26 protein-coding genes are annotated in these 21,786 nt (G+C 44.6%); 10 read left to right on the top strand and 16 right to left on the bottom strand.

The window, feature by feature from the left end; all coding sequences use genetic code 11:
- Positions 1-239: 239 nt before the first annotated feature.
- On the top strand, positions 240-1,847 hold the full coding sequence (locus ICN15_RS08525) for an ABC-F family ATPase (protein ID WP_216202275.1): 1,608 nt from the start codon (positions 240-242) through the stop codon (positions 1,845-1,847).
- Here ICN15_RS08525 and ICN15_RS08520 read toward each other — a convergent pair.
- The 8 genes from ICN15_RS08520 to ICN15_RS08485 all read right to left on the bottom strand — a co-directional run bounded on the left by ICN15_RS08520 (position 1,844) and on the right by ICN15_RS08485 (position 7,359).
- Positions 1,844-2,101, bottom strand: a complete 258-nt coding sequence (locus ICN15_RS08520; RefSeq protein WP_216202274.1) for a DUF1289 domain-containing protein — start codon at positions 2,099-2,101, stop codon at positions 1,844-1,846. The two genes, ICN15_RS08525 and ICN15_RS08520, sit on opposite strands and share 4 nt — an antisense overlap.
- The gene (locus ICN15_RS08515) at positions 2,098-3,270 is read right to left on the bottom strand and encodes a GNAT family N-acetyltransferase (protein ID WP_216202273.1); all 1,173 of its coding nucleotides are present in this window, start codon (positions 3,268-3,270) and stop codon (positions 2,098-2,100) included. Before ICN15_RS08515 ends, ICN15_RS08520 begins: the two co-directional genes overlap by 4 nt.
- A gap of 16 nt (positions 3,271-3,286) precedes the next feature.
- On the bottom strand, positions 3,287-3,673 hold the full coding sequence (gene gloA / locus ICN15_RS08510; protein ID WP_216202272.1) for a lactoylglutathione lyase: 387 nt from the start codon (positions 3,671-3,673) through the stop codon (positions 3,287-3,289).
- An 88-nt stretch (positions 3,674-3,761) separates the two neighbouring features.
- Positions 3,762-4,556, bottom strand: a complete 795-nt coding sequence (locus ICN15_RS08505; protein WP_216202271.1) for a peptidylprolyl isomerase — start codon at positions 4,554-4,556, stop codon at positions 3,762-3,764.
- A 45-nt stretch (positions 4,557-4,601) separates the two neighbouring features.
- A complete protein-coding gene (locus ICN15_RS08500) occupies positions 4,602-4,889 on the bottom strand; it encodes a BolA family transcriptional regulator (RefSeq protein WP_216202270.1) in 288 nt (95 codons plus the stop codon).
- Complete coding sequence (locus tag ICN15_RS08495; protein WP_216202269.1) at positions 4,886-5,434, bottom strand: septation protein A; 549 nt, start codon at positions 5,432-5,434, stop codon at positions 4,886-4,888. The genes ICN15_RS08500 and ICN15_RS08495 overlap by 4 nt, the downstream gene beginning before the upstream one ends.
- Positions 5,435-5,460: 26 nt before the next feature.
- On the bottom strand, positions 5,461-5,874 hold the full coding sequence (gene msrB, locus ICN15_RS08490; RefSeq protein WP_370625434.1) for a peptide-methionine (R)-S-oxide reductase MsrB: 414 nt from the start codon (positions 5,872-5,874) through the stop codon (positions 5,461-5,463).
- Positions 5,875-5,892: 18 nt separating this feature from the next.
- The gene (locus ICN15_RS08485) at positions 5,893-7,359 is read right to left on the bottom strand and encodes a YdiU family protein (RefSeq protein ID WP_216202267.1); all 1,467 of its coding nucleotides are present in this window, start codon (positions 7,357-7,359) and stop codon (positions 5,893-5,895) included.
- Between the two features lie 55 nt (positions 7,360-7,414).
- Here ICN15_RS08485 and ICN15_RS08480 point away from each other — a divergent pair, with 55 nt between their 5' ends.
- On the top strand, positions 7,415-7,897 hold the full coding sequence (locus ICN15_RS08480; protein WP_216202266.1) for a PaaI family thioesterase: 483 nt from the start codon (positions 7,415-7,417) through the stop codon (positions 7,895-7,897).
- Between the two features lie 15 nt (positions 7,898-7,912).
- Here ICN15_RS08480 and ICN15_RS08475 read toward each other — a convergent pair whose 3' ends face one another.
- Together ICN15_RS08475 and ICN15_RS08470 are read right to left on the bottom strand one after the other, a co-directional pair.
- A complete protein-coding gene (locus ICN15_RS08475) occupies positions 7,913-8,770 on the bottom strand; it encodes an NRDE family protein (protein WP_216202265.1) in 858 nt (285 codons plus the stop codon).
- A gap of 26 nt (positions 8,771-8,796) precedes the next feature.
- Positions 8,797-9,777: a folate-binding protein YgfZ gene (locus tag ICN15_RS08470; RefSeq protein WP_216202264.1), complete on the bottom strand. Its 981-nt coding sequence runs from the start codon at positions 9,775-9,777 to the stop codon at positions 8,797-8,799.
- A gap of 46 nt (positions 9,778-9,823) precedes the next feature.
- On the opposite strand from ICN15_RS08470, the gene mltG reads away from it, so the two are divergent.
- From mltG to ICN15_RS08440, 6 genes are all read left to right on the top strand, one after another.
- On the top strand, positions 9,824-10,900 hold the full coding sequence (gene mltG / locus ICN15_RS08465; RefSeq protein ID WP_216202263.1) for an endolytic transglycosylase MltG: 1,077 nt from the start codon (positions 9,824-9,826) through the stop codon (positions 10,898-10,900).
- A 4-nt stretch (positions 10,901-10,904) separates the two neighbouring features.
- A complete protein-coding gene (gene tmk, locus ICN15_RS08460) occupies positions 10,905-11,567 on the top strand; it encodes a dTMP kinase (protein WP_216202262.1) in 663 nt (220 codons plus the stop codon).
- On the top strand, positions 11,568-12,713 hold the full coding sequence (locus tag ICN15_RS08455; RefSeq protein ID WP_216202261.1) for a DNA polymerase III subunit delta': 1,146 nt from the start codon (positions 11,568-11,570) through the stop codon (positions 12,711-12,713).
- A 33-nt stretch (positions 12,714-12,746) separates the two neighbouring features.
- Entirely contained in the window at positions 12,747-13,535 is a 789-nt protein-coding gene (locus ICN15_RS08450; protein WP_216202260.1) for a TatD family hydrolase, read from the top strand.
- The gene (locus tag ICN15_RS08445) at positions 13,532-14,233 is read left to right on the top strand and encodes an ankyrin repeat domain-containing protein (protein WP_216202259.1); all 702 of its coding nucleotides are present in this window, start codon (positions 13,532-13,534) and stop codon (positions 14,231-14,233) included. The genes ICN15_RS08450 and ICN15_RS08445 overlap by 4 nt, the downstream gene beginning before the upstream one ends.
- Before the next feature lie 84 nt (positions 14,234-14,317).
- Entirely contained in the window at positions 14,318-14,860 is a 543-nt protein-coding gene (locus ICN15_RS08440; RefSeq protein WP_216202258.1) for an ion channel, read from the top strand.
- Positions 14,861-14,884: 24 nt separating this feature from the next.
- Here the strand turns inward: ICN15_RS08440 and ICN15_RS08435 are convergent, their stop codons facing one another.
- The 4 genes from ICN15_RS08435 to hyi form a co-directional block, all read right to left on the bottom strand.
- A complete protein-coding gene (locus ICN15_RS08435; RefSeq protein WP_216202257.1) occupies positions 14,885-15,877 on the bottom strand; it encodes a DUF3108 domain-containing protein in 993 nt (330 codons plus the stop codon).
- Positions 15,878-15,911: 34 nt separating this feature from the next.
- Positions 15,912-16,499, bottom strand: coding sequence for a YqiA/YcfP family alpha/beta fold hydrolase (locus ICN15_RS08430; RefSeq protein ID WP_216202256.1), 588 nt, complete (start codon positions 16,497-16,499; stop codon positions 15,912-15,914).
- A gap of 9 nt (positions 16,500-16,508) precedes the next feature.
- Positions 16,509-17,405, bottom strand: a complete 897-nt coding sequence (gene glxR / locus ICN15_RS08425) for a 2-hydroxy-3-oxopropionate reductase (protein ID WP_216202255.1) — start codon at positions 17,403-17,405, stop codon at positions 16,509-16,511.
- 80 nt (positions 17,406-17,485) lie between these two features.
- Positions 17,486-18,268: a hydroxypyruvate isomerase gene (gene hyi, locus ICN15_RS08420; RefSeq protein WP_216202254.1), complete on the bottom strand. Its 783-nt coding sequence runs from the start codon at positions 18,266-18,268 to the stop codon at positions 17,486-17,488.
- A gap of 148 nt (positions 18,269-18,416) precedes the next feature.
- Here hyi and ICN15_RS08415 point away from each other — a divergent pair, with 148 nt between their 5' ends.
- Together ICN15_RS08415 and ICN15_RS08410 are read left to right on the top strand one after the other, a co-directional pair.
- Positions 18,417-19,016, top strand: a complete 600-nt coding sequence (locus ICN15_RS08415; protein WP_216202253.1) for a hypothetical protein — start codon at positions 18,417-18,419, stop codon at positions 19,014-19,016.
- 21 nt (positions 19,017-19,037) lie between these two features.
- On the top strand, positions 19,038-19,877 hold the full coding sequence (locus tag ICN15_RS08410) for a M48 family metallopeptidase (protein WP_216202252.1): 840 nt from the start codon (positions 19,038-19,040) through the stop codon (positions 19,875-19,877).
- Positions 19,878-19,946: 69 nt separating this feature from the next.
- Here the strand turns inward: ICN15_RS08410 and ICN15_RS08405 are convergent, their stop codons facing one another.
- Positions 19,947-20,501 carry an outer membrane protein gene (locus ICN15_RS08405; protein ID WP_216202251.1) on the bottom strand — a complete coding sequence of 185 codons (555 nt, stop codon included), beginning with the start codon at positions 20,499-20,501 and terminating at the stop codon, positions 19,947-19,949.
- A gap of 52 nt (positions 20,502-20,553) precedes the next feature.
- A complete protein-coding gene (locus tag ICN15_RS08400; RefSeq protein WP_216202250.1) occupies positions 20,554-21,669 on the bottom strand; it encodes an SDR family oxidoreductase in 1,116 nt (371 codons plus the stop codon).
- Between the last annotated feature and the right edge of the window lie 117 nt (positions 21,670-21,786).

Here is a 21,786-nt window from a genome sequence, read left to right as displayed (position 1 = left end):
TATGGCTCCTAAATTTCTGATGAAAAGGCATGAACCCAGATGCAGGTGTAATCAGGTTTGCTATGGCTACATTATCCATTTTTCGCCTTAAAACTGCTTAAGTGCTGATATTTAAGGGATCTGATCTTGGGCCCGCCCAAATTTCAGGTAGTTCCCTCTGTAGCCGTTAAAATAAGAGCCATGCTGTAATTTAGGCAGCTGTTTATTGTTCCTTGACTTTCAGAAAGTAAGACCTATCCGTGTTGTCAGCATCTAATATCACTATGCAGTTCGGGGCGAAACCCCTGTTTGAAAATATTTCTGTCAAATTTGGCGGGGGAAATCGTTACGGCCTGATTGGCGCGAATGGTTGCGGCAAGTCCACCTTCATGAAGATCCTGGGCGGCGAACTCGAGCCTAGCAGTGGTAATGTGAGCTTGGATCCAGGCATTCGTTTGGGTAAATTGCGTCAGGACCAATTTGCTTACGAAGATCAGCGCGTCTTAGATGTGGTGATGATGGGTCATGAAGAGATGTGGAAAGCGGCTGCAGAGCGCGATGCTATCTACGCTAATCCAGACGCTACTGATGAAGACTACATGAAGGCTGCAGAGCTTGAAGGTAGTTATGCTGAGTACGGTGGCTATACAGCAGAGGCAAAAGCAGGGGAGTTGTTGCTGGGAATTGGTATTCCAATTGAACAGCATGATGGCCCAATGAGTAATGTTGCTCCTGGATGGAAATTGCGCGTACTCTTAGCGCAGGCCTTGTTCTCCGATCCAGATGTCTTGCTTTTAGACGAGCCAACCAATAACTTGGATATTCATTCGATTCATTGGTTAGAAGATATTCTGAATGAAATCAAAAGTACGATTGTGATCATTTCTCATGATCGTCACTTCTTAAATGAAGTGTGCACACATATGGCCGATATGGACTTCGGAACCCTGAAAGTTTATCCCGGTAATTATGATTCTTACATGTTGGCTTCTGTTCAAGCTCGCGCTCAACAATTAAGCTCAAACGATAAGGCCAAGGAAAAGATTGCTGAATTACAGGCATTCGTTAGCCGCTTCTCTGCCAACGCTTCTAAAGCCCGTCAAGCGACATCTCGTCAAAAGCAGCTTGAGAAAATTGAGATTACCGAGATTAAACCTTCCTCACGTCAAAATCCTTTTATCCGTTTTGATTCTGAGAAGAAACTCCACAATATGGCGGTGGAGTGCAATGCACTCTCTAAAGCCTTTGATCGACCAATTTTCAAGAACTTTAAGATCGGTATTCGTGCTGGCGAAAAGATTGCGATTATTGGTCAAAACGGTGCAGGTAAAACAACGCTATTAAAAACGATTTTGAGCAAACGCTTTAGCGGTCTTTCGGCTGATAGCGGAGATGTTAAATGGGCGGAGAATGCCAACGTTGGTGTAATGCCGCAGGACAACACTGAGCTGTTTGCTAAAGATGAAATCCTGATGGATTGGATGAATGAGTGGCGTAATACCGGTGATGACGATCAAGTTATTCGCGGTACCTTAGGTCGCCTCTTATTTTCCGGCGATGATATTGGTAAGTCGGTTAAGGTGCTGTCCGGTGGAGAGAAGGGTCGCATGATTTGGGGTAAGTTGATGCTTCAGAAGCACAACGTACTTGCAATGGACGAACCAACCAACCACATGGATATGGAATCCATTGAGAGCTTACAAATCGCTCTTGAGAAATACGAAGGCACTTTAATTTTCGTTTCTCACGATCGCGAGTTTGTCTCCGCGTTGGCCAACCGCATCCTAGAGGTTAAGATGGATGGAACGATTGCTGATTACTCCGGAACTTACGAAGAATATTTAAGAAGCCAAGCTTTAACGGGTTAGTTGCTCGTCTTGGCTTGACGCTGGAAGCGCATTGCAGTGCCATCGGCCCGAATGCGTTTCCATACCGTATCTTTCTCTTCTTGGCTAAAAAAAACCCAGTTGCTGACCTCGCCTAAGGTACGGCCGCAGCCCTGACAGACATCATCGTAAAGTGTAGTGCATACTCCAATACAGGGAGAATCAGAGGCATCATCGCCCACCGCTAAAGAATTTGCGCCGTCTTGATCGGCTGCTGGATTGCTGGAAGATGTCATGACAGTACTTTAGTCGATTTTAGTGGAATGTGTTGCTCTAACTCATCCACATAAGCAGCCATGCCCTCATGTTCTCGATCTAAAAAGCGCTTCACCGCCTTTGAAAAGCCGGGATCTTCAATCCAGTGAGCCGATTGAATGGTGGTGGGTAGAAAGCCTCTGGCCATCTTATGCTCGCCCTGAGCGCCACCCTCTAGCGTCTGGATACCTTCTTTAATGCAGTATTCAATAGATTGGTAATAAGCTAATTCAAAATGTAGACAAGGGATATATTCAATCGCACCCCAGTAGCGTCCATAGGCCTTGGATGTGAGTCGGTCAATGACGAGAAGTGATGAGGCAACGGGTTTTTCATTTCGACTGGCAATAATCAGATGAAAATTTTCTGGCATTGCCTGACCTAATAATTGAAAGCACTCTTCTGTTAGATAAGGACTGGAATGATGCTCTGCGTAAGTATTTTCATAACAGCGATAAAAGAATGACCAATCCTCCGCACTTGCCGTAGACCCAGGAATATGGCGATAAGCCATTTGACTATTCCTTACTTCTGTACGTTCACGTCGAATATTTTTGCGGCGCTTCATCGTTAAAGCACTCAGAAATTGCTCAAAATCCTGATAGTCCCGATTATGCCAATGAAACTGTACCGAGTCCCGCAGCATAAAGCCTTGCTTCTGAAGTTCTTCTAGTTCACTTAGTTCTGGAAATAGCACATGTGCCGAGGAAAGTTGATTTTGGTTGACGAGTGTTTTTAAGCCGGTTACTAAGACTTCTCGAATACTGGCTTCATCATATCTACCTGAAGCTAGTAGCCTAGCTCCACGAACGGGAGTAAAGGGAATGGCAGATAGGGCCTTCGGGTAATAGGGCAGATTGTTTTGTTCATACGCTTGCGCCCAAGCCCAATCGAAAACAAATTCTCCGTAGGAATGTTGCTTCAGATAGAGGGGCATGGCTCCGATAAGCTCTGCTTGCGCATTCTCAACAATCAGATGGGCAACCTGCCATCCGGTATTTCTGCCGACGCAGCCCGTTTTTTCAAGGGTGTGAAGAAATGCATATTTCAGAAATGGGCCCGAATCAGGACTTAATAAGGCATTCCATTGATGCTCTTCAACATCTGAAATACTTTTGAGAACTCGGAGTTGAAACGGATCTGGATTCAATGGGATGAAAAATAGATCAGACTTGAATTAATTCGATTTTATATCCGTCGGGATCCGTAACAAATGCAATTACAGTATTGCCACCCATCACTGGACCCGCTTCACGAGTCACATTTCCCCCGGCAGCCTTGATTTTTTCACAAGCAGCGTAAGCATCAGAAACGCTAATGGCGATATGACCATAGGCATTGCCTAATTGGTAGGACTCAACCCCATGGTTAAAGGTCAATTCAAGTTCGGATTGACCATCCTGGTTGCCACGACCAAATCCAACAAACGCCAGAGAATATTTTTGGTCTGGACGTTCAGTAGTTCGTAAGAGATTCATGCCGAGAACTTTGGTATAAAAATCAATAGAGCGAGTCAGATTCCCGACTCTAAGCATGGTGTGAAGGATCATCATTTATTCCAATATAAATCTAAATTGAGAATCTCGTTGAAAAAGAAAAACCCAGGATTTTGGCCTGGGTTTTAGAATGGCGTAATCAGAATTATTGGATCTTTGCCTTAGCGCGGAGCTTTTGCATGAGCTCGGAGAATTTTGCTTTTTGCCAGTTTTGATCGGCAGTAATCATTTGCTTGAGTTGATCTTTGATTTCGTCCATGCTGGGCGCTTTCACATCACGAACATCATCCAATTTAATAATATGCCAGCCGAATTGCGTCTTCACAGGCTTGTCAGTAATCTGACTTTTTTTCAACTGAACCATGGCCTTTGAAAACTCAGGAACTAAGGCTTTATCACTGACCCAACCAAGATCGCCACCATTGGGAGCAGAACCAGGGTCTTTAGACTTTTCCTTCGCAATCTGCTCAAAATTACCGCCTGCTTTAATTTGGGCAGTGATGGCCTTCGCGTCCGCCTCTTTTTCTACCAGGATGTGCTCGACGTGATATTCCTTGCCGGTGTATTGACTCTTCACTTGTTCATAGGCTGATTTAAGTTCGGATTCTGTAACGCCTTCTCTTTCCACAAAGTCTTCAAATACAGCGGCGACTAAAACACCCATTTTGGATTGTTCTAGTTGTTCCCGAACAGATTCCTTCTGGGTTAAGCCGCGGTTATTGGCTTCTTGCAAAATCAACTCACGCGTTACCAGCATTTCTCTGGCTTGATCACGTACTTGGGGGCTGTCTGGTTGATTGGTTTTTTGTACCAATTTATCCAATTGCGCTTTTGAAATGGGCTTGCCATTCACAATCACGGCGTTTTGAGCGAGGACGGTTGTTGAGAGTATTGAGGCGCTCAACGCGCTGATGGTCAAAATGTGGCGTGTGTTCAACATAAGCTAGAGATTAGAAAAGGGATTAAATAAGAATATTAAAGGAGGCTACGCATTAGTGCTTTCACTAGGCGTGAAAGCTAAGATAGTGAGAGCATGAATTTCAGTAGGGAAGTGCTTGTTTAGGGCTGCATAAATGGCTCTGTGACGGGATACTTTGCTCATACCCTCAAATTCTGGCGCTACGATTGTCAATTTGAAATGCCCTCCGCCAGTAGCAGCGCCAGCATGTCCTGCATGCAGATGACTTTCATCTTCAATATTCAAAGAGCTTACTTTAAAGGCAGACCTTAAATCGGCATCGAAATTGGTAATACGGTTTTGGTTAATGCTCATTCGGCTGGATGCTCCATATGTCGGCTTAACCACATACCCTGAAGAATTACAAATACGACTAATAAACCTGTGCTACCAAATAACTTGAAGTTAACCCAAGTTTCTTCGGAGTACTCAAAAGCGATATAAAGGTTTAGGGCGCCCATGAAAAAGAAGAAAGTGGCCCAAGCCATATTGACTTGATGCCAAACCGATTTGGCATTGGGCTCTTTAAGTGTGATCTGCTTAGCCATCAGAACCTGAATCCAGTTCTTTTGAAAAAATTGAGCGCTCACAAATAAAGCGCCTGAGAACAGCCAGTAGAGCGCGGTTGGCTTCATCTGAATAAAGGTCTTGTCATGCAAAAAAATAGTCAGACTACCAAAGACTAAGATCATTACCAGGCTGACCCATTGCATTGCATCAATCTTACGATGACGGTAATACACCCACAGAATTTGACCTATAGTTGCGACCATGGCAACGATGGTAGCCGTATAAATATCACCAAACTTAAAGGCGATAAAAAAGAGAATGATCGGAAATAGGTCAAATAAAAATTTCATAGGGTGATTATCCAGCTATTTCTAAATTATTCCGTTTTTCTGGATATGGCGTTCTCAGAGGGCTCGAAGCTGAGGGAGGCGGAGTTGATGCAGTAGCGCAGGCCAGTGGGTTTCGGACCATCATCAAAAACATGGCCTAAATGGGCGTCGCACTTGGTGCAACGTACTTCAGTACGAACCATTCCATGCGATGCATCGCGGATTTCAGTGATTGCTTTTTCATCTTCTGGGGCGTTATAACTTGGCCATCCACAACCAGCATCAAACTTAGTAGCAGATTGGAATAGGGCGGTACCACAGCAAATGCAACTATAGCGACCATCTCCCCAATGATCCCAGTATTCACCTGTGAAAGGTCTTTCGGTTGCAGCCTCTCGAGTTACTCGATATTGAATATCGCTTAATGATTTTTTGTATTCTTGATCTGTTTTTTTAGTCATGATGGTCATTGGCTAGGTTTAGGAAGAGCAGCTGACTGCAATGTGCTGCATATCAACGGGGGGCGGTTGTGAATAACTTTCAAAATCTTTTTGTTCATCAAAAGGATTGCTCAGAATCTGTAGCAATCTTTCCACTTCTGAAAAATCATCCTGCTGTGCTTTTTCAATAGCAGTTTGGGCTAAATAATTTCTGAGAATAAATTTTGGATTAATACGATTCATCATTTCTTTCCTAGATTGATCGCTCAGAGCCTCCAATTGAAGTCTATTGAGATAGTCGTTAAACCATTGATCTATATTTTCTCGGTCGACAAATTCATTCCTTTGCAAGAGATCAGTCAGCAAAGAATCTTTTTTAATATTGCCCAGACCTCGGAAAAAGCTGGTGAAATCTACTCTTGAGTCATGCATCGCTTGTAAAAGACGTTTAATTAACTGAACATCACCTTCTTGTTCTATTTGCAGCCCTAATTTAGAGCGAAATAAATGCAACCATTCCCTCGCATAGTTCAATGGAAACTCTTCTAGGGCAGAGCGCAAAAGAGCTTGGGACTCTTCGTCGGAGTGATTCAGCTCGAGTAGGGGCAACATTGCACTAGCGAGGCAAGCCATATTCCAATGCATGATCTGAGGTTGTCGGTGATACGCATATCGACCACCGTGATCACTATGATTGCAAATATGATCAATTTCAAAAGAATCTAAAAAGCCAAATGGGCCATAGTCAATGGTGAGGCCTAAAGCGCTAATGTTGTCACTATTGAGAACGCCATGACAAAAACCGACTGATTGCCATTGGGCTGTTAACTTGGCGTTGCGAGCAGAGATTGCCTTGAATAAACTCAAGTAGGGATCTTGGTCCGCACTGCATTCTGGATAAAAATAGGCAAGCATCAGATCCGCCAATTCTTTTAAGCGAGCATTGCTTTGCAGGGAGGCAAAATGCTCAAAATGACCGATGCGTATAAAGCTTGGTGCAACACGCGCGCACACCGCCGCTGTTTCCATGGTTTCACGCAAAACTGTTTGCTTAGAGCCAACCACGGCAAGAGCACGACTAGTCGGAATGCCTAAGGCATGCATAGCCTCGCTGCATAGAAACTCACGAATCGACGATCTCAAGACCGCTCTACCGTCTCCCATTCGGGAGTAAGGCGTTTTACCTGCCCCTTTTAATTGGAGTTCAAGGCCATTCATATCCCCAAGCAAAATGGCGCGGCCATCACCTAGTTGACCAGCCCAAACCCCAAACTGATGGCCGCTATAGACGGAAGCAATCGGCTCAACAAATTCTATTTCATCCGCTTTCAGCTGATTACCCGCTAGTACTTCAAGCCAGTCAGGATTGCTTGGTAAGCCATTAGATCCCAATTTCAGATTGAGTAAACGAGCTACAGAAGGTGAAAAAGCAACCCAATATGGCTTTGAGATCGATGTGGGTAAGGTAGCTTGGCAAGCATCATTGCCGCGGAGGGTAAAAGGCATATTTTGTATTCTAGGGGTAATTCACAACAGCCGCAGAAGCCTTTAAAATATTCCAATGACAAATAAAGTACAACTGAATGCGGCAACTCAGCTTGGTAACCTTGGCGAAGAGCTCAATGTTCCCTTTTTGAAATTATTAGGGGTTCGTTTTCTCAGTGCTGAAATGGGTAAAGGCGAGATCCTTTTAGCCTTGAAGCCTGAGCATACCAATACTTGGGATGTAGCCCATGGGGGAGTATTACTGACCCTAATGGATGTAGCGATGGCTGTGGCGGCCCGGTCTGGAGACCCTAGCGACCGAAGCGTAGTCACTATTGAGATGAAAAATAATTTTATGCAAGCCGCAAAAGGCATTCTGCGGGTAAAAGCAGATACCGTCCGACGTACTGCAACAATGGCGTTCTGTGAAGCAAAACTGTACAACGATCAAGGTGAAATCTGTTGTATGGCAACGGGTACGTTCCAATATGTAAAACGCCTAGCAAGCAAAAATGAGAAAGGTGAGCGCGTCATCAACGAGGACTTGCGTCAGCAATAAAGATTCTTTATTCAGCTAGACGGAAAGATTGGATCCGGGGGCGGCACTGAGCTCCCCAGTAACAACATCATGACCTACGGTGCCATTGGCATCAAAGCGTCTTTCTACCATCTCAAATTGGCCATCCTTACGAACGCGCAAAATGGTACTGGATCGGGTGCCGTACGAAGGCGTTTTAATGAAGGTTGCGGAGAGCGCTTTTTCCCAGTCTTTGTTAATCCCAGTATTGGGTAGTTCTTGGGGGCTCGCTTCATGAGTATCTGCCAGCAAACGTAAATAGTGATCTGTATTTTTGAGTCGACCACTATCCATTGCCAAAATTTGAGCAAATGCGGCAACCCGATGATTGACTTTTGGCCACGGGGTATCGAGCATCGCATTCGATAAGCCGTATACGCCAGGACTTAACGCTTGCTCAGGAAAGACTTTTCGTGGGCGAATATTCTGCCCCATCATCAGACGATTGCTCACCCAATGCATTTCTGCGTTTTCTGGGTCACTTAAATCTGCCATGAGCAAATTAAAGCCGTTGTATTGCTCAAATCGTTTGGTATTTTCTTGAATAAAGGCATGAGGCTTATGTTGGCCAGCGAGATAGTTCAAACTAATCTCACCTCGGGTTCTCGCATCGGGATTTTTTTCGCTAGGCGATCTGACATTGGTTAATGCAGCAAAACGACCAGTTTTAGTAAAACCAAGCCAAGTACCCGGGCTACCTAGGACATCAGCGCGGTCTTTACCTGCCAATAGATAAGGGTGTTCTGGCCACCATCCCATCGGCTCAGTATCACGCTCATAAAATTCGTCTCGATTTGCAGCCACTACCAGTGGGTAGTCCGGATGAGATTTCCAGGCGAAGAGAATGAGGCACATAAAAAATGAACGGTAAAGTAGTTGAATTAAATTTCTATTAAAGGGTAGGGGAGTAAATCCATTTTTAACACAGGGCCATCACTATTGCCTAAATGAATTTCTCCAGCCTCCATTGCATCGAGTTTGCACTCTGCCTGAAAGTCAATACGATCAGGATAGTCTGGGTTAGATGCGGCAAGGACCACCATTCCGCAGGGCTGTGTAGCCTCGCCTTGATAAAATAGCTCCACTCCAGGTTTGGCCATTTCTAGGATGGATGGATTCGATGCAGTATGTGCTAGTTGAAGCCTTCTCTTAACAACGCCACGGTATTGACTACGAGCCACAATCTCTTGGCCTGGATAGCATCCCTTTTTGAAATCGACTCCTGCAACGGATTCAAAGTTAATCATTTGCGGAACAAATTGTTCTTGAGTGGCCAACACAATCCGGGGGATCGCACTCAATACCTCTAACGAGTTCCAGTGGGCTAGTGCAGCATTATCATTATCTGGTTCTTGTGCTGAATTTCTCTTTTGGGCTATGAGCACGCGTTGAAATGATGTGTCACTAATTAAGACATCCGGCATACGCAATGCTAGAGAGTGGGAGGGAATAGAAATATTGCCTTGAGTTTCTGCAGATTGATACGCACCATAGATTCCCCAATCATTCGAGGCATCTATTACTTTCACTTTTGATCTCAACACATACATCGAAAGTCGTTTCGCTATATTCGCAGCAATATCTCTCGAAATAAATAGGGCGAAGCGATCATCTGATTCAGTAGATTCTGGAAATAAGCCAAGCCAGGAACTAGCTAAAAGTCGCCCCTTGGGGCTGCAATAACCCACTAGACGGACGGAGTCAGAATCCCGTGCAATCTCACCAGCAATAGTGCGCTTAAGACCTAAAACAGAATTACTTAGTTGATTTTGCAGGAGAGATGCAGCATCTTGACCCTCCACAAGGATCAGGCCCCAATCAGAGAGGGGAGTAAATCCATTGGTTTGGTGGGCATTAGTCATGAGGGTATTTTCTGGGCTCAGTATCAAGAGCTTTTATCATAGCCGTATGAATAGAAAATTTCAGGGAAGATCTCTTTTTATTAAGCCATCGAAAGTGGGCTCTTGGAGATCCTTTGCGTTCTATCTACTTGCCCTCTTAACACTATTCTATGGCATCACTTTTCTTTGGCCGGTAGTTCCTGCCGAATCGAATATTAAAGAGAGTGGCGCCTATAAAGTAAAGATAGCACCCCAATCGGGATTAACTGCAATTGCAGAACAGTTATCCGGGCAGGGCATTTCAACCAATGCGGTGACTTTTCAACTAGCTGCAAGAGCGCTTTTTGTGGGCTCAAAACTCAAGCCAGGAACGTACTTACTGACTCCTCGAGCCAGCCTGGGGAATGTCTTGTTGCAAATTGCCCGTGGCGATCGGGTGAGGGAGAGTATTGCGATCATCCCTGGCATGACGATCTGGCAGCTGAGGGCGCTCATAGATAGTCATCCTGCATTGATACATCAAACGAAGGGAATGAGCTCTACAGCCCTCATGCAAGCCTTGGGTCTTTCCTATCCTGGAGATGAAGGACTCTTTTACCCTGATACCTATATTTTTGACCCCGATGATGCCGATATTGCAATTTATAGGCGCGCTTCTCAAGCCATGCAAAAGCAGCTGACTGCGGCTTGGGGGCAAAAAGAGATTGGCTTGCCTTTAAAAACCCCGTATGAACTCCTCGTGCTAGCTTCAATCGTCGAGAAGGAGACGGGGCGCTCAAGCGATCGCTCTCTAGTGGCCGCCGTTTTTGTTAACCGCCTAAATTTAAATATGCCATTACAAACTGATCCAACAGTGATTTATGGCATCGGCCCTAAATTTGATGGAAATCTTCGAAAAGCGGACCTTCGTAAGGACAGTCCCTACAATACTTATATGCATAAAGGTTTACCACCAACGCCGATTGCCATGCCCAGCAAGGAGTCGCTCCAGGCGGTAATTCATCCAGCGAAAAGTGATGCAGTTTTTTTCGTGGCTCGTGGCGATGGCAGCAGTCATTTTTCTAAAACGTTAAGAGAGCATGAAAATGCAGTAGATCAGTTTCAGCGTAAACGTAGCTCTTCTTCTAAAACGAATTCACAGTAATGCTATGACGTCTCACTTTCCAGCTCACTTCGCAGCTCAATTTCCCGGATATTTTATTAGCTTTGAAGGAATTGATGGAGCCGGGAAGAGTACGCACATTGAATCGTTTGGCAAGCTCATGAAAGATCGCTACCCAGATCGTGAGGTGGTGATGACTCGGGAGCCGGGCGGCACCCCATTAGGCGAACAATTGCGTGCTTTATTGCTTGCTGCCCCCATGAATTTAGAAACCGAAGCATTACTCATGTTTGCAGCACGTCGTGAACATATTGCGCAAGTAATAGAGCCGGCATTATTGGCTGGCAAGATTGTGATCTCTGATCGTTTTACAGATGCTAGTTTTGCTTATCAAGGCGGCGGTCGCGGCTTGAGTCTTGAAAAACTCAATGAATTAGAAAGATGGGTTCAGGGCCGTTCTAATGGTTCCTTGCTACAACCCGACTTGACCTTTTTATTTGATTTACCGGGTTCAATTGCTGAAGCTAGAAGATCTAAAGTCCGCGCCCCAGATAAGTTTGAGCAGATGGATTTGAACTTCTTTGAAAAAGTACGGCAAGAATATTTACGCAGAGCAAAAGCGGACCCAAGACGATTCTATTTAATAGATGCGACCCAAACTCCAAGCTCAATCTGGAATGACCTCCAGTCATTAGAGATCACACTATAAATGGATGATTTGGTGCTGCCTGAGGTATCTGCAAAAAAAATCGCACCCTGGCTAGACTCGCTTTGGCATGATATGAACTTTGCGGCATTTCCTAGTGCGGCACTGATTTATGGCCAATCAGGGATTGGAAAATTTGAATTCTCGATTGAACTTGCAAAAGCGCTTTTATGTGAGTCTCCAGCGGCTGTGAAGCCCTGTAATCAGTGCGAAGCTTGCCGATGGTTTGACTCTGGCAATCATCCAGACTTTATTGCGCTCGTACCTGAAACGCATCGTAAATTTCTTCCCCACGGGGATTTTGATGCTGACCTAGACACGCCTAAAAAATCGAAGCTCAGTCAAGCTGATGGAGATAGCGATGCGCCAGAGAAAAAAGAGAAGAAAAGTATTTCAATTGAAGATGCTCGTAGCGCCATAGAAGGACTTTCTATTGGTTCTCATCGTGGGGGTAATCGGATCATTCTGGTTTATCCACTGGAGATGCTGAGGGCAGACTCAGCAAACACTTTATTAAAGTCACTTGAAGAGCCACCAAACAATACGATTTTTATATTGCTGGCAGATCGTCTTGATCGGGTATTGCCCACTATCCGCTCTCGCTGCCGCTTGTTATCAGCACCAAGGCCAGATCGGCCCACTGGATTGCAGTGGCTACGCAATCAATTGAATCTGATCCCCGGCTTAAAAGTGAATGATGGTGACATTGAGTCCATTTATGACGAGCAGGGCGGGGCACCTTATGCCGTTTTAGATTCTCTGGTAGCGCGCCACAATCAAGACGATAAGGACGAGCTCACAATCGCTATTCAGGCCTCGAGATATTTATTGCAAGCCCTGTCACAGGGTGGTCGTATCAATTGGTTGGATGCAGCCGAAAAAATACAAAAAGCCCGCTACTCCATATTGTTAGCCACCATACAGCGCTGGGTCTCAGACTTACAAAGTGCCGCACAAAGAGGTAGTCCGCGGTATTACCCCAAGCATGAGCCTAGCATTCAGAGCTTAGCTCAACAAGCAAGGCTACCTAAGCTCATTCGTTTCTGGCAGTCCTTAATTCAGGCGCGTCGCCATGAAAACCATCCCTTGGCTAACCGTATTCAATTGGAAGCCTTGCTCTCTCAATACCAGCAGGTATTTGAAGGCTAAAAGAAGGCTAAATGAAGACTAAAATGGCAAGTTATGTTCATAGACTCACATTGTCATCTCGATTTTCCTGAGTTCCAAGCCCGCTTGCCCGAAGTGTTGGCCAATATGGCTGCCTGTAAGGTTAGTCATGCGCTTTGCGTATCGGTGGATATTCCTGACTTTCCCAAGGTCCGTCAATTAGCGGAGGATCATCCCCACCTTTATGCATCGGTTGGCGTTCACCCAGATTACGAAGAAACTACAGAACCTACCTTTGAATTCCTAGTCAAGGAAGCCAAACACCCCAAAGTCATTGCTATTGGTGAGACTGGCTTGGATTACTTCCGTATGGGAGATCGGAGCTACGAGTCTATGGAATGGCAAAGAGCGCGTTTTAGAACCCACATTCGGGCATCCATTGCCACTCAGAAGCCTTTAATCATTCATACCCGCTCATCCTCTGCAGATACCCTCAGAATCCTCAAAGAGGAGGGTGCTGATCGCGTTGGCGGGGTAATGCACTGCTTTACCGAAACCACCGAAGTAGCTAGGGCGGCCATTGATATGGGCTTTTTCATCTCTTTTTCTGGAATTGTCACATTCAAGAGCGCCAAAGATTTGCAAGAAACTTGTAAGCAGGTGCCTTTAGATCGGATGTTGATAGAAACAGATTCTCCCTACTTGGCGCCCATTCCATACCGTGGCAAAACGAATGAGCCAGCTTGGGTTTCTAAAGTCGGTGAGTATGTCGCTGATTTAAAGGGGGTTTCTATTGAGCAACTAGCAGAACAAACTTCTAATAATTTTTTTCAATGTTTTCATATAAATAGAGATTTTTCATGATAAATAAGATTAATTTAAATCTTGCTGTTTTCACCACTCTATTTTGTCTATCGCAGCTGACTTTTGGTCAGACAGCGGATCAAATTGCCGATTTTACAAAGGCGGCGAAGTTTGATGATGTTTCAGAGGTTCGGGCCTTATTGAAAGCCAATGTTAGCCCAAATACGCTAGACCCAAAAGGCAATCCAATGTTGATTGTGGCTATTCGCGATAAATCCTTCAAAGTGTCAGATTTGCTCCTTGCGAATCAGGCTATTGATGTGAATTTAACCAATAAGAGCGGTGAAAACCCGCTTATGATGGCTTCAATTGAGGGTGAGCTGCCTTTAGTTGAGACCATGGTGCTCAAAAATAAGGCTCTGGTTAATAAATCAGGCTGGACTGCTTTGCATTACGCCTGCAGTGCCGGTAAATTGAGCGTTGCAGAATTCTTAGTGGCCAATGGAGCCAAAGTGAATGCATTGAGTCCGAGCGACACAACGCCGCTCATGATGGCCGTTAGCTCTGGTAATGAACTTCTGATTAAGTTTCTTTTGGACAACGGAGCTGATCTGAGTATGCGCAATCATGAAGGTTATTCAGCGATTGATGTTGCCGTGCTTTTTAATAGAGATGAAGTGAGCACGGGATTAATGTCGCGCTGGCTTAAGCTCTACAAACAGCCATATTCAGGCGGTCCCAAGAAGACTCCTACTTGAATGAACTATCTTATTACTGCGTATAATCATTATTATGTCAAATAAGAAATCTTAGTTAAAGCTGATATCACCACTACACCCCAAATGAACATATTCAGCGATTTCATTTCTCATTATCCCGATATCGAGAATCTACCCAGCCTAAACACCCTGTTTTCTCAAATCAATTCTGATATGGGAAACAGTGATATTTGGATGCTATTGGTAGTGGCTTGCCTCTTGTTAGCAATTCATGGAATCGTTGTGCTGATGATTGCGGGAACTTTTCACTGGCTTAGTAATAAATTAGAAAATAAAAGGGTCTATGGCGCCAATTTTGTATCCTATTTCATTGCGATCCTCTTAATCATTGTTAGTCATTTATTTGAAATTATTACCTGGTGCTATGTCTGCATGGCACTACAGGTGTTCCCTGGCAACCCTCAGACCTTTTACTTTGCAGGCGAAATGTATACCACCGTTGGTTATGGAAATTACATCCTAGCCGAGCGCTGGAGAATCCTTCCCATCATCATCTCTTTTTCAGGCATCTTTTCAGTCTCCATGTCTGGAGCAGCTTTGTATACGATGTTAGGGGCTTTGTTGAATCGATCTAACCAAAAGCCTAAATCTGACCCAAAACTGTAGATAGAGCGCTTCAGGCCCTTTGGCTTAGCTAGCAGTATTCGTGAGCTTTGATTTGTCGATTGGCGCTCGTTGCTTAAAGATTAGCTCCAATACGCGTCCACTGGACTCTAGGGAGCGCATTCTGCCAGGAAGCCAATCCAGATCCTTGGCCAGCCAAATGTCCACTTGGCGCTTGAAGGGGCTGCTTTCTCGCTGCATGAGTGCGTAATGGCGATTAATCGACTTGCCGAGACTCGGAATGGCATCTGAATCTTGCTCACCATAGCTTTTAAATTGCCACATCTCCAGGGTATCGTAATCAACCACGGGGATACCCCGAATACTGCCTGCTTCATCGATCTTATCGCTGCCATTAAGCTGAGATGCGAGTTGAAACATCAGGCTGAACCGGTCTTGAGTTCCAGGTAGTAAATCGGGCGTAAATTCTGGCTTCTCGGAGAAGAACATCTTCCCTCCTCCGCTGGCATCTCGATCAAAACGGGAAAACCGTGGCGGCTTAGTCCCTCTTTGGGTCCAATAGATAGCTGGTGCTATGCCATAGGCATCAACCGTGCCGCGCGATTCAAATACAAAAGGCCCAACAACGGCATAGGGGATATTAATGTAAAGCCGATAATTATTTCCCTCGGTGATCCAGTCGAGCTGTGCCGTTTGTAACAGTTGCCCATCAAGAAAGGCATCAAAATAATAAGTTCCCGATTGAGGAAGACGAAACGCTTGACCCTTCTGTTTTCCTAAGGCGCCTTGCTCACCCTGACCATCAGTTGCAGCATCTGCTAATGGCTCAGAAGAGACACTGTTGACTTGTTTAGGCTGTACTTTTTTCTTTGGCGCAGTCGTTAATTGAATTTTTTGAGGAGGCTCCACGCGAAGCTCTGTCTTGATAATCAGATCTTCAGCAATAGGTGGTGCACTAGAAAATGAAATAAATGGAATCCCAAAAAATAAAATGAGATGTCCAATAATGGATAGAAAGATAGCGGCAACCAAAATCCATAATGATCTTTTGCGGATCATTTGAAGGAAATTGGGAGGTGAATCAGTCAAGAGATCACTGTTTGATAAAGTCGATCACTGCTGATAAGTGATCGGCATAGTCAGTAATACCATGATCACTACCTTCTAAAACTAATTGCTTAGCACCAGAATAAAATGCCACCATTTCTTTCCAGTCGAGTAGCTCATCCCCTTTTGCCGCTATCAAAAAATAACGCTTAGCATCGGAAATTGTGTTTACCTGTAAAGCCCGTAATTCGTCAATATATTCTGCCTTGAAGTCAAACGGCTCATCACTATCATAGGCGGTCATCATGCCGACATGCGGCTCTAATTCTCTAGCAGCATAAACTGCTGGGTTTAGAGCAACACCTTTGCATTGATATTTTTCCGCTAGGTAGTTTGTATAGAAGCCCCCTAAGGAGGAGCCGATTATTACAACTCGGTCAGCAGAAGATTGATCAATATGATTCATCACCATAGCCATACTTTCTTTGGGCGAGGCCAGTAGCTGCGGACAATACCATTCATAGGTACGGGCAGACGATGAGAGCGCCCTCACCGCCTCTTTAGTCATGACTGCTTTACTTGAGTTAGGAGACGAACGAAAACCGTGAAGATAAACCAGCAGTGTTGTTGTCATCAGATTCTTTTATTCCTTCTGCCCAATTTCAAAATTCGCCATTTTCTCTAAAGCCTTAACCATAGCGGAGTGATCCCAGGCCTTACCACCATGGGCGCTACAGGAGTTCAGTAACTCTTGGGCGGTGGCAGTATTGGGTAAAGAGACACCCAAGGCCTTGGCACTACTTAAAGCTAAATTGAGATCCTTTTGGTGGAGCTCAATCCTAAAGCCTGGATCAAAGGTGCGCTTGATCATGCGCTCGCCATGGACTTCTAAAATCTTTGAACTCGCAAATCCTCCCATCAAGGCTTCGCGAACCTTAGCGGGATCAGCTCCTGCTTTAGAAGCAAAGACTAGGGCTTCCGCAACAGCTTCAATGTTCAGAGCTACGATGATTTGATTGGCGACCTTAGTAATCTGACCGGCACCATTCCCGCCGACTAAGGTAATGTTTTTACCCATTAGCTCAAACACTGGCTTGACCTTTGCAAAGGTGGCTTCACTGCCGCCTACCATGATGGTGAGGGTAGCGCCCTTAGCACCGAGTTGTCCGCCAGAGACTGGAGCATCTAAGTACTCGCACCCTAAGGCATTAATCTTTTGGGCAAATAATTTAGTCTCAATTGGAGAGATTGAGCTCATGTCAATTACGATCTTGCCTTTAGTCAGACCCGAGGCGATACCCTGTTCTCCAAAGAGAACTTTTTCGACATCGGGTGTGTCGGGCACCATCGTGATGATGATATCGGCCTTCTCAGCTACTTGCGCTGGGCTAGAGCAGGTAATCGCTGCGCTATCCGCAAGCTCCTTCGGTACTTGGCTGCGCGTATTAATAAAGACCTGATGGCCGGCGGCTACCAGATGGCCTGCCATAGGGGCGCCCATAATGCCTAGACCGACAAAACCGAGTTTTAATTGACTCATGACTGCATCCTTTTAATTATTTAATGTAATAGTGTTTGATTGATCATTAATCGTGAATCGATTAATGAATCAAGCGATATTTAATGTTGATCGTAATGACCCATCCACCCCAAACCTGCTTCAGTGGTTTTGAAAGGCTTATATTCACAACCGATATAGCCAGCATAGCCCAAGCGATCGATGAGATCAAAGAGATAGGCGTAGTTGATTTCACCGGTACCCGGCTCATTGCGCCCAGGATTATCCGCTAACTGGATATGGCCAATACGGCTAAAGTATTTTTGAATGGTATTGCCTAACTCCCCTTCCATACGTTGAGCATGGTAGATGTCATATTGTAAGAAGGCGTTATCAGCGCCAACGGCATCTAAGATCGCAATACCCTGCTCTGTTTTAGAAAGGTAAAACCCAGGGATATCAAAGGTATTAATTGGCTCAATGAGGAGTTTGAGACCTGCCTTTTTAAGTTCGCTAGCGGCGTATTGCAAATTACTCACAAAGGTATCATGCAAGAGCTGGGAATTCACTCCAGCAGGTACCTTTCCGGCTAAGCAATTCAACTGTGGAACGCCTAAGGCGCAAGCATAGTCAATAGCTTTGGCCACTCCAGTGCGAAACTCAGCAACGCGCTCTGGTAGACAGGCAATGCCGCGCTCCCCCGCATCCCAGTCTCCCGCTGGCAAGTTATGCAAGACAAGCTTTAGGGCATTGCGGTTCAGGGCAGCTTGAATGTCTTGTACATCAAAGGCATAGGGAAATAAGAATTCAACCGCCTTAAAGCCACCGGTCTTCGCTAAAGCAAAACGCTCTAAGAACGGTACTTCATTAAACAGCATAGTGAGGTTAGCGGCGAAACGGGACATCGTGTTCCTTGGAATGGGGTTATAAAGATCTGATGTTATCAAAGAAGCCGATAAGTTACCTTGAGATTGAAGACGCAGCATTTAAACCGAAATTAAGGCTGAAAATACGCTAATATCTGAGAGTAAGTACTTAAAATTAAGGAAAGTTATGAAAATGAAATTCGCCCCAATCGCTATCGTAGCTGCAACTTTACTAGCTAGCTCTCCATCATTAATGGCTCAAACCTCTACTGCAGCAAATGCCGTTGTAGTTGATGCGGCCGTTACAGACAACATATTTCAGTTATATGAAGGCACAGTAAGCAAGATTGATAAGAAAACACGCACTATTTTCTTCCAAAACAATGAGGGTGAATCTAAGTTCATTGCTGGTCCGGAGATCAAAAACTTTGATCAAATCAAAAAAGGTGATCTTTTAAATGTAACTTATGAGCTTGCTGTAGCGATTGAATTGATCAAAACTAAAAGCGATGGCATTCGTAGCAAAGTGGAAACCTCTTCTGAAACAATGTCTAGAGCTGGCGAGAAGCCAACCCGCAATATCACTAATACCACTACGATTATTGCCGATATCGTCGCGGTAGATCGTCCAAAGAAATTAGTCTCCATTAAGGGTCCTAGTGGAAAGATAACCGTAGTTACCGTAAAAAACCCACAACTCTTGAATGACGCGAATGTTGGTGAACAGGTTAAGGTAATTTATTTCGACGCCATGGCCGCATCAATTACTCCCCCAAAGAAGAGATAATAATCAAGCAGTAAGCTGTAAATGCCAGAATTAAACCGTACTCAGCTCAGTATCAAACTGGTTTTATTTCTTGCTGTTGCCGCCCTCCTCTCGGCGTGTGCGAACACCACACGCCCTGGAGCGGTTGGGGTGAATCGCTCCCAATTTATGATGATCTCCTCTAGTGAGGTCAATCGTCTTTCAGCTGCAAGCTATAACGAGCAGAATCAAAAAGCAAAAGAGAAGAATGTATTAGTTACATCGGGGCAGACATATGATCGTCTAAAAGTAATAGCGAACCGCTTGATTCCTCAGGCGGAGTCATTTCGTGATGACACAAAACAATGGGATTGGCGTCTCACACTCATTGATGCTCCGGTCTTAAATGCAACGTGTGCACCCGGAGGAAAGATTACTTTCTACACGGGAATGATTGAGCAGCTTAATTTAAATGATGATGAAATCGCTGCCATCATGGGTCATGAGATTGCTCATGCATTAAGAGAGCATGGTAGAGAACGTCTATCACAAGCGATGGCACAGAATTTGGTAGTGAATGTTGCCATGGCTGCAGCGGGTGGTTACGGTGCAGCAGTCAGCGCTGCGAATCAAGCTGCCTATTATGTTTTGATTTTGCCAAACTCGAGAGAGAATGAATCCGAGGCCGATGCAATTGGGCTAGAACTAGCAGCAAGAGCGGGATACAACCCCATGGCTGCAATAAGCGTTTGGCAGAAAATGATCAAAGCCACTAAAGGAAAAAATCCTCCAGAATTCCTCTCAACACATCCATCAGGCGAAACTCGCATTGAGCAATTAACAAGTCTCATGCCGGCAGTCGAACCTCTTTACAATGCAACACAAAAAAATAAGCCCAAATAAGTAGGTTTATTTGGGCTAATAACTACAGTCAAGTTTGAAAATATAGTGTGAAATGGAGTTACTTAACTTCTAAAATCTCCACCCCAAACCAGCGCCATAAGAATTAATATTGACCTTATCACTAGAGCCATCACCCCAGTTAAGAGTTTTATAGTTTTGCTGTGACACTTCAACTCGGGCAAACAGATTCTTGGTTATAAGATATTCAGCGCCAATACCGTAGCTCGGCCCATTCATCCACTGGTAATAGCCAGGTGAAGAATATTTAGACCACGACCATCCCAGCTTGGCGTATGCCATCCATTTTTCGGTAATGGCATATCCAACTTTCCCCCCGAATTCAAAAGGGTTGTGAGCATCTGGGTCGCCTCCCGATGTATCAGTGGTGCCAAGATCATAATTACCATACACACCCACTAACCAACTATCTGAAATGGCCTTATAAGCATCAGCAGTGATAGAAGGTATACCGCTTTTAGAGATAACAGAGTCTCCCGGCGTAGACTTATCCGTAATAGCATTCAATGCGTAGTCAATAGATAAACCAAAACCTTCGAAATTTTGTGACTGGGCATGGGCTGCAGGGCTAAGCAAAACTAGCAATAGGATAACTAGCTTTTTCATATAAACTTTATAAGTATTTTTATCAAGATGGATAAATGATATCGCAACTATATTATTTGTAATCAAATTTCATTTGCTCAGAAATGAGAATACCCTGACTGGTCAGCTCGCACAGCCCCGCATACTTTGCTAATGGAGTGGGATAATCCATACCCTCTTCAATCAATCTTGAGTTATCAAAAGCAAGCTCAAGGGTAGAAAAATTTCCGTAGGTTTTAATGGCTTTAGCAACAATCCGACGATTACATTCCCCAAGAAGATTTTTAAACTGATCTCTCATCTGCAGGATTTGTTCATATGACTTTTGCTGATAATTCTTCATCCTAGGTTTGCCCGTCGCTTCGGAAATGGATTCTTCAATTTCAGCAAAACTGGAGGAATGCTTTTCCCCGGCCGATATATGGTACGAACTGTACTTCAGAATTGGTTTAGTCAAAAGCATGTAAAGCGCATCAGCACAATAATCTACAGGAACAACATCAATACGTTGTTCCAAGGCACAGGGGAATGCCTTCAGTGCTAAAGCCATTCTGAAAACCCAAAAGATACTTCCAGATGCCTTGCAGCCTAACTTAGTATGTCCAACAACAATGGATGGCCTCGCTATGATCAAAGGTAAGTTAGGCAACTCTTCTTTTAAACGTCGCTCCACCTCATATTTACTGTAGGTATATTCTAAAAAATGGTGAGTTTGCGCACCACCGTCATAACCCTCGGGAACCGGGTTAGGAGAATCTAATCCGCAAGCCATTGCAGTACCAATATGAATAAATCGCTTCAACTTACAGATATGACTCAAGCCATGAGCCATATTTAATACTCCATCCACATTAGTGGGCCAGATAGAGGGATGATTTCCAAAAGATGCTACTGCCGCAGAACTCACAACATTTTCAACAGACTTGAGCCGGGGATCATCAATCCAGCGATTAACTACATTCAAATCTCCGCACAAAATCTGATCAAGTTTTAGATTCAGTAACTGGCTGGTAGTGAGGCCATGTCCTCTTAAGGTTTTTGCCAACCTCATTAATCCCTCTTCGGGAGTGCTTGAACGAATTAAAAAAATGGCATCCCGAGACTGACCATTGGCAAATAGCTTCGCTGTCAAAGCTCCGCCAATAAAGCCATTTGCTCCAGTAACTAATAATTTTGGTTGGAATAACATTGGGGAGAATGGGTACCTTAGGGAAACTCCACTATTTTAGTGGATAAACCATCATTCACCTAATAAGCGTATTGGCAGTTTTAGCGCTCTTTTTACTGAGTAACTAAAAATTCGTTA

It is taken from the genome of Polynucleobacter sp. CS-Odin-A6, from assembly GCF_018882095.1.
Lineage (GTDB): Bacteria > Pseudomonadota > Gammaproteobacteria > Burkholderiales > Burkholderiaceae > Polynucleobacter.
This window is presented reverse-complemented; position numbering and strand designations above follow the sequence as displayed.

Bases quoted from the DNA above. Each gene is read 5' to 3' on its own strand.
- ICN15_RS08520 (WP_216202274.1), bottom strand. From the start codon at position 2,101: ATGACATCTTCCAGCAATCCAGCAGCCGATCAAGACGGCGCAAATTCT.
- gloA (WP_216202272.1), bottom strand. From the start codon at position 3,673: ATGATGATCCTTCACACCATGCTTAGAGTCGGGAATCTGACTCGCTCT.
- ICN15_RS08505 (WP_216202271.1), bottom strand. From the start codon at position 4,556: ATGTTGAACACACGCCACATTTTGACCATCAGCGCGTTGAGCGCCTCA.
- ICN15_RS08500 (WP_216202270.1), bottom strand. From the start codon at position 4,889: ATGAGCATTAACCAAAACCGTATTACCAATTTCGATGCCGATTTAAGG.
- ICN15_RS08495 (WP_216202269.1), bottom strand. From the start codon at position 5,434: ATGAAATTTTTATTTGACCTATTTCCGATCATTCTCTTTTTTATCGCC.
- msrB (WP_370625434.1), bottom strand. From the start codon at position 5,874: ATGACTAAAAAAACAGATCAAGAATACAAAAAATCATTAAGCGATATT.
- ICN15_RS08485 (WP_216202267.1), bottom strand. From the start codon at position 7,359: ATGCCTTTTACCCTCCGCGGCAATGATGCTTGCCAAGCTACCTTACCC.
- ICN15_RS08480 (WP_216202266.1), top strand. From the start codon at position 7,415: ATGACAAATAAAGTACAACTGAATGCGGCAACTCAGCTTGGTAACCTT.
- ICN15_RS08475 (WP_216202265.1), bottom strand. From the start codon at position 8,770: ATGTGCCTCATTCTCTTCGCCTGGAAATCTCATCCGGACTACCCACTG.
- ICN15_RS08470 (WP_216202264.1), bottom strand. From the start codon at position 9,777: ATGACTAATGCCCACCAAACCAATGGATTTACTCCCCTCTCTGATTGG.
- mltG (WP_216202263.1), top strand. From the start codon at position 9,824: ATGAATAGAAAATTTCAGGGAAGATCTCTTTTTATTAAGCCATCGAAA.
- tmk (WP_216202262.1), top strand. From the start codon at position 10,905: ATGACGTCTCACTTTCCAGCTCACTTCGCAGCTCAATTTCCCGGATAT.
- ICN15_RS08455 (WP_216202261.1), top strand. From the start codon at position 11,568: ATGGATGATTTGGTGCTGCCTGAGGTATCTGCAAAAAAAATCGCACCC.
- ICN15_RS08450 (WP_216202260.1), top strand. From the start codon at position 12,747: ATGTTCATAGACTCACATTGTCATCTCGATTTTCCTGAGTTCCAAGCC.
- ICN15_RS08445 (WP_216202259.1), top strand. From the start codon at position 13,532: ATGATAAATAAGATTAATTTAAATCTTGCTGTTTTCACCACTCTATTT.
- ICN15_RS08440 (WP_216202258.1), top strand. From the start codon at position 14,318: ATGAACATATTCAGCGATTTCATTTCTCATTATCCCGATATCGAGAAT.
- ICN15_RS08435 (WP_216202257.1), bottom strand. From the start codon at position 15,877: ATGATCCGCAAAAGATCATTATGGATTTTGGTTGCCGCTATCTTTCTA.
- ICN15_RS08430 (WP_216202256.1), bottom strand. From the start codon at position 16,499: ATGACAACAACACTGCTGGTTTATCTTCACGGTTTTCGTTCGTCTCCT.
- glxR (WP_216202255.1), bottom strand. From the start codon at position 17,405: ATGAGTCAATTAAAACTCGGTTTTGTCGGTCTAGGCATTATGGGCGCC.
- hyi (WP_216202254.1), bottom strand. From the start codon at position 18,268: ATGTCCCGTTTCGCCGCTAACCTCACTATGCTGTTTAATGAAGTACCG.
- ICN15_RS08415 (WP_216202253.1), top strand. From the start codon at position 18,417: ATGAAAATGAAATTCGCCCCAATCGCTATCGTAGCTGCAACTTTACTA.
- ICN15_RS08410 (WP_216202252.1), top strand. From the start codon at position 19,038: ATGCCAGAATTAAACCGTACTCAGCTCAGTATCAAACTGGTTTTATTT.
- ICN15_RS08405 (WP_216202251.1), bottom strand. From the start codon at position 20,501: ATGAAAAAGCTAGTTATCCTATTGCTAGTTTTGCTTAGCCCTGCAGCC.
- ICN15_RS08400 (WP_216202250.1), bottom strand. From the start codon at position 21,669: ATGTTATTCCAACCAAAATTATTAGTTACTGGAGCAAATGGCTTTATT.